This is a genomic window from Vibrio sp. S457-15 (assembly GCF_000960545.1).
Taxonomy (GTDB): Bacteria; Pseudomonadota; Gammaproteobacteria; order Enterobacterales; family Vibrionaceae; genus Vibrio; species Vibrio parahaemolyticus.
Genome location: NZ_JYOQ01000005.1, coordinates 385,029 through 395,850, shown reverse-complemented (window position 1 = coordinate 395,850; position 10,822 = coordinate 385,029). Strand labels below are relative to the sequence as shown.

Annotated in this window: 8 protein-coding genes; 7 read left to right on the top strand and 1 reads right to left on the bottom strand. The window is 46.8% G+C overall.

Annotation, left to right across the window (positions count from 1 at the left end):
- The 7 genes from UF05_RS02000 to UF05_RS01970 form a co-directional block, all read left to right on the top strand.
- The coding region (locus UF05_RS02000; RefSeq protein ID WP_048852083.1) for a TrkH family potassium uptake protein at window positions 1-1,310 on the top strand (1,310 nt) is incomplete at its 5' end.
- Window positions 1,311-1,605: 295 nt separating this feature from the next.
- Window positions 1,606-4,590: a M6 family metalloprotease domain-containing protein gene (locus UF05_RS01995; protein WP_045546181.1), complete on the top strand. Its 2,985-nt coding sequence runs from the start codon at window positions 1,606-1,608 to the stop codon at window positions 4,588-4,590.
- Between the two features lie 175 nt (window positions 4,591-4,765).
- Complete coding sequence (locus tag UF05_RS01990) at window positions 4,766-5,578, top strand: sugar transporter (protein ID WP_045546180.1); 813 nt, start codon at window positions 4,766-4,768, stop codon at window positions 5,576-5,578.
- Between the two features lie 178 nt (window positions 5,579-5,756).
- Complete coding sequence (locus UF05_RS01985; RefSeq protein WP_029830390.1) at window positions 5,757-7,226, top strand: protein adenylyltransferase SelO; 1,470 nt, start codon at window positions 5,757-5,759, stop codon at window positions 7,224-7,226.
- A gap of 202 nt (window positions 7,227-7,428) precedes the next feature.
- On the top strand, window positions 7,429-8,427 hold the full coding sequence (locus UF05_RS01980; RefSeq protein ID WP_005479018.1) for a TRAP transporter substrate-binding protein: 999 nt from the start codon (window positions 7,429-7,431) through the stop codon (window positions 8,425-8,427).
- An 88-nt stretch (window positions 8,428-8,515) separates the two neighbouring features.
- A complete protein-coding gene (locus UF05_RS01975) occupies window positions 8,516-9,190 on the top strand; it encodes a TRAP transporter small permease (RefSeq protein ID WP_005479032.1) in 675 nt (224 codons plus the stop codon).
- A 3-nt stretch (window positions 9,191-9,193) separates the two neighbouring features.
- Window positions 9,194-10,555 carry a TRAP transporter large permease gene (locus UF05_RS01970; protein ID WP_005495990.1) on the top strand — a complete coding sequence of 454 codons (1,362 nt, stop codon included), beginning with the start codon at window positions 9,194-9,196 and terminating at the stop codon, window positions 10,553-10,555.
- Between the two features lie 47 nt (window positions 10,556-10,602).
- On the opposite strand, the gene UF05_RS26230 is transcribed toward UF05_RS01970, so the two are convergent.
- Window positions 10,603-10,785 (bottom strand): hypothetical protein, encoded by a 183-nt coding sequence (locus tag UF05_RS26230; protein ID WP_021451574.1) that lies wholly within the window; start codon window positions 10,783-10,785, stop codon window positions 10,603-10,605.
- Window positions 10,786-10,822: the final 37 nt, after the last annotated feature.

Below are 10,822 nucleotides of genomic sequence, written 5' to 3'. Positions count from 1 at the left end.
CGAAAGGTGGCGAACCGCGCATTATATTGCTGAGCTTTCTCGGAGTGTTATTGCCTTCTGCTGTTCTGCTTACGCTACCGGTTTTTTCGGTTTCTGGTCTGTCTATTACTGACGCGTTGTTTACCGCGACTTCAGCCATCAGTGTGACGGGATTGGGTGTGGTCGATACTGGCCAACATTTTACGCTCGCGGGTAAAATTCTTCTGATGTGTTTGATGCAGATCGGCGGCTTAGGGCAAATGACCTTATCTGCGGTGCTGCTCTATATGTTTGGGGTGCGCTTGAGTCTACGTCAGCAAGCGTTAGCCAAAGAAGCACTTGGCCAAGAAAGGCAAGTCAACTTGCGTCGTTTGGTGAAAAAGATCGTCACATTTGCGCTGGTGGCAGAGGCGATTGGTTTTGTTTTCCTCTCGTATCGTTGGGTGCCAGAAATGGGTTGGCAGACGGGCATGTTCTATGCGCTGTTTCATTCTATTTCGGCTTTCAACAATGCTGGCTTCGCTCTCTTCTCTGACAGCATGATGAGTTTTGTCAACGATCCGTTAGTGAGTTTCACCTTAGCTGGTCTGTTTATCTTTGGCGGCTTGGGTTTCACTGTGATTGGTGACGTTTGGCGACATTGGCGTAAAGGTTTCCACTTCTTACATATTCACACCAAAATCATGCTGATTGCCACGCCGTTACTGCTGTTGGTGGGAACGGTGCTGTTTTGGCTTTTGGAACGTCACAACCCCAACACCATGGGGTCACTCACTACTGGCGGGCAATGGTTGGCTGCTTTCTTCCAATCAGCCAGTGCGCGGACAGCGGGTTTTAACAGTGTTGATTTAACGCAGTTCACGCAACCGGCATTACTCATCATGATCGTTTTGATGTTGATTGGTGCGGGTTCGACCTCTACGGGGGGGGGTATCAAGGTGTCTACTTTTGCTGTCGCGTTTATGGCGACGTGGACGTTCTTGCGTCAAAAGAAGCACGTGGTGATGTTTAAGAGAACGGTAAACTGGCCAACGGTAACGAAGTCACTGGCAATCATTGTGGTGAGCGGAGCAATTCTCACCACCGCGATGTTTTTGTTGATGCTGACGGAGAAAGCTTCTTTTGACAAAGTGATGTTCGAAACGATTTCTGCTTTTGCAACGGTTGGGCTTACTGCAGGTTTGACAGCAGAGCTTTCAGAATCAGGTAAGTACATCATGATCGTCGTGATGATCATTGGCCGTATTGGGCCTTTGACGCTCGCATATATGTTGGCGAGACCAGAACCAACCTTGATTAAGTACCCAGAAGACACGGTTCTTACTGGATGATTTGTCAGTAATAAGCAAAATGAACGTAAAATAACGCTTTGAATTTAAAGTGATATTTTGACTTTTTTGAGCGTCGATTGGTCATCGGCGCTCAAACATTTATAAATAACGTGGTCTTCTGCTCAAATTTTCTTTTTGATCCCCTTGTCAGCATTCCCTTATCCTTTCATTTCTGTACCATTCATTCACTTAATTTATATCTAATGCGTAAATAACCATCAGGTAACCGCTCATTAAATTGATGGGTATCTGAGTTCGTTTTACGCATGGTGAATTGAAAAGATGGAGCCGTACTTTGAAATTCCACACCCTTGCCTTGACCATGCTGACTGCACTTGTTGCCGGAAACAGTATGGCAACGACCCCACCATCGCCAATTTGGCATCCGATCACGCTGAGTGACGGAAGCAATAGCGAGGCGATTTTACGCGGAACTGCTGATTTCCATTGGTTTGAAGACAAACAAGGCAATGCCTTGATTCAGGAAGATGGTGTTTGGTTTTTTGCTCAGATCCAGCGTAATTCAGACACCCCTGAGTTGCTCTCGACTGGTATTGAGAAAACCCAATCCAGTGATGCGCCTGATTCAGCGAAGTTTCGTCCGGACGTGCAAGTTAAGCCGGAGCTGTCTTCGTTAAAAGCGATTGAACCTATGGCTCGCCAAAACTTATTGCGCACGGCACAAGGTTATCAGGCGATGAGCAGCTCGAGCGTGAAACAGCAGCCTTTGTTGGTTGTGCAGGTTTCTTTTAACGATCAAGCGATGGTGCACAATTTCGAGCAACGTGTTTTCGACACGAATGGTCAAAGCGTTGTGGATTACTTTGATAAAAACTCTCAAGGTAAATTCAAAGTCGTCCCAGCTATCGAGAGTTACGGCACCGCGAATGATGGTGTAATCAATGTGACCGTGGCACAAAGCCACCCAAATTGTCACTCTAGTTCTAGCGACACCACATGTACGGCCAAGCTGAACGCCGTGTTTACAGAGGCCTACCAAAAACTGGATCCGTACTTCAATCTTTCTGCTTACGACAGTAACCAAGATGGAACCGTTGAACCTTCAGAGTTGTCAGTGATGTTTATCTTTGCTGGTGGCGATCGTTCAACCGGATTCCTTGACCGTCCTGCTATCTGGCCGCACAAATTCTCTCACAATGATGTCACGCTAGATGGCAAAAAGATCACTGACTACTGCGTGTTTGCTGACTACCAAGTTGATCATCAAGCGACGTTGGGTGTGATCGTACATGAGCTTGGCCACTTAATGCTTGGCTTGCCGGATTTGTACGCAAGGAACAGTGATGCCTCGATTGGTTCTTGGGGCGTAATGGGTGCTGGTTCATGGGCGAAGAAACCGGGTGATTCGTACTCAGGTGATACGCCCGTTAACATGAGCGCATGGAGCAAACACGCGGCTGGTTTCGTTGTACCCACGATCACTCATGAAAGCCCGACGCCTATTTTCGTGAATAACGACGACGTCAAATTGGTGTATCTCGACCCATACTTAAAAGAGTTTGGCCCACGCGTGTATTTGGAAAACCGTACCTTTAGCGGTTACGACCGAGCATTGGCGGCAGAAGGGGTATTGGCGACGTCTGTGAACGTCCAGAACCGCTTTAACGATGTTGGCGCGATGCAGGTTCAAATCATGCAGGCTGATGGTCTGAATGAGTTAGAAAATGATGGAAGCAGTGATGCCGGCGATTTGTATCCTAACGGTGGCACTGAGATTTCCGACACTTCTAATCCAGGACTTCAAGCAATTGCTGGGTTTGAAACTGGTGTTCGTATTTCTAACATTGCTAGCAGTACGAATGGCGGCAGTTTCTCCCTTGAGCAAGCGAGCGAGCCAAACAAATCGGCTTGGCTGAACTCTCTCTATCAAGGTTATGTGTTTGTTAGTGGCACAAATACGCTGGCGGTTTCACTCGATTTAAATAACGCTACAGAACTGGATGGTATTCAGCTGTACGCGCAAAGAAGCAGCCTTCAAAGTGACATGACTTACCGAGTATGGCGATTCCCATTCTCAGGTAATGCGGGTTACCGTTTGGTGTTAGACCAAGACAGCGCTGAACTGCTACAACAAGGTTCTTTCCAAAAATCATCACGAATCTTATTCCCTCAGCCAAGTCAACTAAGTGCTGGTCAGCATCTGTTGGTGGTGGAATTGGAAGGCGGTGAGTTTGAAGCGAACTTTGATTTTGGTCGTGTTCTAAAAACTGAAAAATCCTCTTTACCTGTGATGTGGACAGGCAGCAATAGCGACATGTACACATTTGGTTTGAATCAGACAGGCTTCTCTTTCGTACCGTTTGCCGCGCTGCTGAATGTGGATGCGAGTCATGTCGTTGAGGCAAAAGCAGACTCATTGCAAACCGATAAGAACAAGTCAATCGAGTTGAACTTGATGGACAATGACTTTATGGCCGTTGGTTATCAGTTCAATGTGGACATCGTTCAACAACCAGAACATGGCACCATTTCGGGTAATCAGTACCAACCTGACATGAACTTTGTTGGTTTGGATCGTTTTCAATATCGTTTGTTGTCGATTGATGGTGCCTACTCATCTTCAATCGTGAATGTTCAGGTGGAAGTGCTTGGCAGCAACGAAGCGCCAGTTGCCGTGATTAATGTTGATAATCAAGACATGACGGTTGGGCAGCGAGTCACGCTGTCTGCGTTAAATAGTACGGATGCCGATGGTGACGTGTTGAGTTATCGATGGGAGCAGTTGGCTGGCACTTCAGTTTCTCTTGGCAATGCAACCAGTGTTAGCGCAAGCTTTACGGTGCCTCAAGGTGCTAAAGCGGGTGAGGTTCTGACATTCCGTCTTACGGTGGCGGATCCAAGTAACGAAACTTCCAGTGTGACCATCGATTTAACCGTGCAAAACTCAGCTCCAATTACGCTAGCGGATACGGCGACAGTCGCCGTCGGTGAAAGCATTGTGATTGATGTAGCGGGCAATGATTCGGACGTGAACGGCGATAAACTGGTTGTACAAAGTGTACAAAACTTAACGGGCGTAGGAATCGCGAGTGTAGAGAACGGAAAAATCCGCTTTCAAGCACCGGATAGTCCGGCTGACGGCATCAAGCTGCAATACACGGTTTCGGATGGCAAAGGTGCTACTGCAACGGGTGAAGTGACCGTGACGGTTGTTGCTTCTTTGAAAACAACGACGTTTAAAAACTCGGAGGGGGGCGGCAGTGTTTCTTATTGGGCTCTGATGTTACTCGCTGTATTGGGCTGGCGACGCCGCGTCTAAAACGGTATTAAATTTACGGTATAAGCCACTCGCATCGAGTGGCTTATTTTTTGTGTCTGATTTATTTCGACTTTGCTCTCATTATCTTATGAGATGTGTTTCTCATTATTTTTAAAGCGATTTTTCTACTCTGCGGTTACCCTAAGGGCAGATTTTTACAAATTAAGGATGTTGTATGTCAACCGAGGACTTTTCTGTTTCGGCAGTATGCCGAGAAGCGGCAGTGATGGTCAGAAGGAACCTACTCGCAATTGTCATTGCTTGTATTCCATTAATCATCGTGCACTCAATTTTTGTGTTTATGTATCCTGAAATAACGGGGCAAGATCAAGCGAGCGTCCAAGAAGGAAACATCACGGGATTTTATTTCGTCACAATCGTTTTATACCCACTTGTTGCTGCGATGGCTGCTGTGCGTGTGCACCGGATTTATTTGGTTGGCGATTACATGCACTCGGCGTTGGATGTGTTTCGTTTGTCGGCCCGAGAATTCCGTTTCATTGGCTGGTGGATATTGTTTGGACTGATGATGATGCTCGTCATTGGTATCCCAATCTTTGTATTGTCGTTTATCTACATTGCAGAAAGCGGTGAACCCGATTTTGTCGCCATGGCGTTTATCACAACAGTTGCAAGCATTCCAGGCTATTGGGTGATGGCGCGTTGGTCGTTTGTTCTGCCAGCGACCGCAATGGATCATCAGCCGCGCAGTTTGCGTCGTTCATGGAACCAAAGCAGACCATACAACAAGCAAGTATTCATTTTGATGGGATTAATTCCATTAGGTGCAGGATTACTCAGTCAGCTTATCTTTAGCCACTTTACGAATTTCTTCATGCTGAGTTTTGTTGGCGTTGCCTATGGTATTTTTGGCGCGTACCAGCTGGCATTGTTATCGTTGAGCTATAAAACGGTAGTGGATATCGAACGCGCTCGTTTTGATACGCCATCAGAGCCACCAAAAACGGGTGAAGAATTTTCCGCTTAGTCAATTTGATCGTTTTTACATACCACCTCCGTTTGTGAGGTGGTATGTAGCGGGTGAATACCTTTCCTGCCGTCTTCGCGTTATTCACGCAAAATACCCATGCCCATTTCATGGCTGAATGACAGTGACGTTCACACGTATACTGACAACAGTACTTCTTTTTATTAAGGAACCCCACATGTCCATTTGGCAACGGGTCAGTTTCACCCATCGCTTTAGTCAATTACCGTCAGCTTTCTATACTTTGGTCGAGCCACAACCCTTGGATAATACTCGCTGGGTTGCTTGGAATGGTGAGTTTGCGCAGCAGTTTGGTTTACCAGCAGCGCAAAACGATGAGCTATTGGCGGTTTTTTCTGGGCAAAGCGAATTCGAACCGTTTCGTCCTCTGGCGATGAAATATGCAGGGCATCAGTTTGGCGTCTACAACCCAGACTTGGGCGATGGACGTGGATTGCTGTTGGCGGAAATTGAGCATCAAAATGGCACTTGGTTTGATATTCACCTTAAAGGCGCGGGGCTAACACCCTACTCGCGAATGGGGGATGGCAGGGCAGTGTTGCGCTCAACCATCCGTGAGTATCTATGTAGCGAAGCCATGGCGGGGCTTGGGATCCCGACGACTCGTGCTCTTGGCATGATGGTTAGTGACACGCCTGTTTATCGCGAGAAAACAGAATTCGGTGCAATGTTGATTCGTATGGCGGAGACCCACGTGCGTTTTGGCCATTTCGAGCACCTTTTCTATACCAATCAATTGGCAGAGCAAAAGTTGCTGGCGGACAAAGTCATCGAGTGGCACTTTGCTGATTGTGCGTCGGCAGAGAAGCCATACGCTGCAATGTTTGGTGAAATTGTTCAGAAAACAGCAGACATGATTGCTTACTGGCAAGCGTATGGGTTTGCTCATGGCGTGATGAACACCGATAACATGTCAATTCTCGGGCAAACCTTTGATTACGGGCCATTTGGTTTTCTCGACGATTATGAACCGGGGTACATTTGTAACCATTCTGATTATCAGGGGCGTTATGCGTTCGAGCAGCAACCGCGAATTGCCCTGTGGAATCTTTCTGCTTTGGCGCATGCCTTATCACCGCTCGTCGAGCGAGAAGATTTAGAACAGGCACTGAGCCAATTTGAAGGGCGTTTAAGCCAGCAGTTTAGCTGCTTGATGCGCAGTAAGCTGGGTTTGAAAACAAAAATTGCAGAAGACGGACGTTTGTTTGAGTCGATGTTTGAACTGCTTAATCAGAATCATACCGACTACACGCGATTCTTTAGAGCGTTGTCCAACCTCGATAAACAGCCAGCGCAAGAGGTCATCGATTTGTTTATTAACCGGGAAGCCGCCCAAGCTTGGCTTGATTTGTATTTGGCTCGATGTGAGCTGGAGGTAGATGAAATTGGTGAGCCGATTTCAGCCGAGCAGCGTTGTGAACAGATGCGCCAAGCCAACCCGAAATACATTCTTCGTAACTACCTTGCGCAATTGGCTATCGATAAAGCTGAGGAAGGGGATTTCAGCGAAGTTCACCGTCTTGCTGAGATACTTCGCCATCCATACGATTCGCAACCAGAGTTTGAAGCGTATGCCAAACTGCCGCCAGAGTGGGGGAAAAAGATGGAGATCAGCTGCTCCTCATAAATGGGTCATTTCCCACCCATATCCTTTGGGTTTGTGGGTGGATTTCCCTCCTTTTGGCTCTCGCTTGTCAACTTTAATATTTTAATGGATTGATTTTAAATAAAAAAATAGTTGGTCTGTTAATTGCTCTTTGATGAACATCCGTACCCATCACCTTAACTTCATGGACGGGATGGGATGTGATTTATCAAGGAGAATAATAATGTTAAAGCCTCTAACCCTACTATCTGTCTCTGCTCTTGCTGTTACCAGTTTTAATGCCGCTGCGAATTGTGATCCAGGTGAAACGGTCATCAAATTCAGCCACGTGACTAACGCGGACAAACACCCAAAAGGCATTGCTGCTTCGTTGCTTGAAAAACGCGTCAACGAAGAAATGAACGGCAAAGTGTGCATGCAGGTGTTTCCAAACTCAACACTTTACGATGATGACAAAGTGTTGGAAGCTCTTCTAAATGGTGATGTTCAACTCGCTGCTCCTTCTCTTTCTAAGTTTGAGAAATTCACCAAGAAGTATCGCCTTTTCGATCTGCCTTTCTTGTTTGATGATGTCGCTGCGGTTGACCGCTTCCAAAACTCTGAAGCGGGAGAGAAGCTGAAAAACTCAATGAAACGTCGTGGTCTACAAGGCATTGCGTTCTGGCACAACGGTATGAAGCAAATGTCTGCCAATAAACCTCTGATGGTGCCAAGCGATGCGAAAGGACTTAAGTTCCGCGTTCAAGCTTCTGACGTTCTTGTTGCCCAGTTCGAGCAACTTGGCGCAAACCCTCAAAAAATGTCCTTCAAAGAAGTTTACGGCGGTTTACAAACGAAGGTTATCGATGGTCAAGAGAACACTTGGTCAAACATCTACGGTAAGAAGTTCTTCGAAGTTCAAGATGGCATCACGGAAACCAACCACGGTATTTTGGATTACCTCGTTGTGACGTCGAACGATTTTTGGCAGAAGCTACCAGAAGATCAGCGTGAACAGCTCAATACCATCATTCAAGAAGTGACTGTTGAGCGTAACGCGGAATCGACCAAAGTGAACTTGGCGAATAAAAACAACATCATCGAAGCGGGTGGTGTGGTTCGTACGCTAACGCCAGAGCAGCGTCAAGAGTGGGTGACGGCTCTGCAACCAGTGTGGAAAAAGTTTGAGAAAGACATTGGTTCTGACCTGATTGAAGCGGCTTTGGCTTCAAACCAACAATAACAAAAACGATATCCATTCGCCCTCGGACTCTCTCTAAGCTGAGCTGAGGATGAGGGCCTTTTCCCTTTACTGATGACGTGATGTAATTATGGAACCTACTTTTTTTGCCAAGGCTGGACGAATCACCGATGCCATTGAAGAAACCTTAATTGCTTTCTTCTTAGGTGCGATGACATTGCTGACGTTTGCTAATGTCATTTTTCGCTATGTCTTTAACGATAATATTCTCTGGGCGTTAGAGCTCACCGTATTCATGTTCGCGTGGATGGTTTTAGTTGGCGCTTCGTACGGTGTGAAAAAACACTTTCACATTGGCGTGGATGTCATCATCAATATCGTGCCTGAAGGGCGCCGTAAACTCCTAGCGCTAGTCGCAGCGGCTTGCTGCCTAACCTTTTCGATTCTGCTTTTGATTGGTGCTTGGAATTATTGGTATCCCTTTGCGACAGAGCGCGCATGGTATGAAACCGACGATATCCCAATGCCTGAGTTTTTACAGTTCTTAGCGGATTGGCTTAATGAAGGCGAGCGCTACGAAAAACTGCCACGCTTTATTCCTTATTTCGCTTTGCCGCTTGGTATGGCGATGCTCACTTTCCGTTTTTTACAAGTCACTTGGCAGATCGCTACAGGCAAGCTGGATCGCTTGATTGCAGGTCATGAAGCTGAGGAAGAACTGGAAGCCTTAAAAGAAGAAATGAGTGAAGCTGGCGATGCCATGACTCCTCGTTCCTCGAACGATTCTGAGCACAAGGAGCGCTAAGCCATGGATATTTTACTACTGTTTTTAATGGTGATTGGCTTCATGCTCATTGGTGTGCCAATCGCAATTTCTCTGGGTCTTTCCAGTGTTCTTTTCTTAATGCTGCATTCCGATGCTTCTTTGGCGTCAGTTGCTCAAACGCTGTTTAATGCCTTTGCTGGTCACTACACATTGTTGGCGATACCTTTCTTCATTTTGGCCTCAAGTTTTATGTCAACAGGTGGCGTTGCAAAGCGAATCATCCGATTTGCGATTGCCATCGTCGGTTGGTTCCGTGGCGGTCTCGCCATGGCTTCCGTTGTGGCATGTATGATGTTTGCAGCACTGTCTGGCTCTTCACCAGCAACCGTGGTCGCTATCGGTAGTATCGTCATTGCGGGGATGATCAAAAACGGTTACTCGAAAGAGTTTGCTGCGGGTGTCATCTGTAACGCAGGTACTTTGGGGATCTTGATTCCGCCATCGATCGTGATGGTGGTGTATGCGGCTGCGACCGATGTGTCAGTAGGGCGTATGTTCCTTGGGGGTGTGATCCCGGGTTTGCTGGCTGGCGTGATGTTGATGATCGCTATCTACATTGCGGCGAGGATTAAGAATCTACCTAAGCAACCATTCGTGGGATGGAAAGAAACGTTTGATGCCGCCAAAGATGCGAGTTGGGGCTTGTTGCTGGTGGTGATCATCCTTGGCGGTATCTATGGCGGTATTTTCACACCAACAGAGGCTGCGGCAGTTGCGGCGGTGTACTCATTCTTTATCGCGAACTTTATATATAAAGACATGGGACCATTCGCTGATAAGCAAAACACCAAACCAGCGATCGTCAAAGTGATTCAGACCTTTGTGCATGAAGACACTAAGCATACCTTGTATGAAGCAGGCAAGCTTACCATCATGCTGCTGTTTATCATTGCTAATGCACTGATCTTAAAACACGTACTGACTGAAGAACGTATCCCTCAGATGATCACGGAATCGATGCTGTCTGCGGGGCTTGGGCCTATTACGTTCTTGATAGTTGTAAACTTGTTGCTCCTGATCGGTGGTCAGTTTATGGAGCCTTCGGGCTTATTAATCATCGTTGCTCCTTTGGTGTTCCCAATTGCCATTGCGCTGGGCATCGACCCAATTCACCTCGGTATCATGATGGTAGTGAACATGGAAATCGGCATGATAACGCCACCAGTCGGGTTGAACCTGTTTGTAACGGCTGGGGTGGCAAGAATGTCGATGATGAATGTTGTAAAAGCGGCATTGCCATGGGTGGGCGTCATGTTCTTGTTCTTGATAATTGTGACTTATGTACCTTGGGTATCAACCTGGCTACCAACGACCTTGATGGGGCCAGAAATAATCACTAAATAACACATTTTCCGAATTACATTCACGCAACCAAAAAGAGGTGTGAGCTATCACACCTCTTCGTCTATGGATTTAAAATCTTGTTTTCTCGGATCGGGATGGACTCTGCGCTCATAGCCATGCCACTTCTTTTTGTTTTTACGTCGGTCTTCACCGGAGCGCCTTTCTTCTTGATACTGGCCGTCTACCATCACTGTATCGGTAATGATCGGTATCCTCACTTTTTCATTCATATCCATATGAGCCCAATAATTGCCTTAGCAAAATTAT

Bases quoted from the DNA above. Each gene is read 5' to 3' on its own strand.
- UF05_RS26230 (WP_021451574.1), bottom strand. From the start codon at position 10,785: ATGAATGAAAAAGTGAGGATACCGATCATTACCGATACAGTGATGGTA.
- UF05_RS01990 (WP_045546180.1), top strand. From the start codon at position 4,766: ATGTCAACCGAGGACTTTTCTGTTTCGGCAGTATGCCGAGAAGCGGCA.
- UF05_RS01980 (WP_005479018.1), top strand. From the start codon at position 7,429: ATGTTAAAGCCTCTAACCCTACTATCTGTCTCTGCTCTTGCTGTTACC.
- UF05_RS01985 (WP_029830390.1), top strand. From the start codon at position 5,757: ATGTCCATTTGGCAACGGGTCAGTTTCACCCATCGCTTTAGTCAATTA.
- UF05_RS01970 (WP_005495990.1), top strand. From the start codon at position 9,194: ATGGATATTTTACTACTGTTTTTAATGGTGATTGGCTTCATGCTCATT.
- UF05_RS01975 (WP_005479032.1), top strand. From the start codon at position 8,516: ATGGAACCTACTTTTTTTGCCAAGGCTGGACGAATCACCGATGCCATT.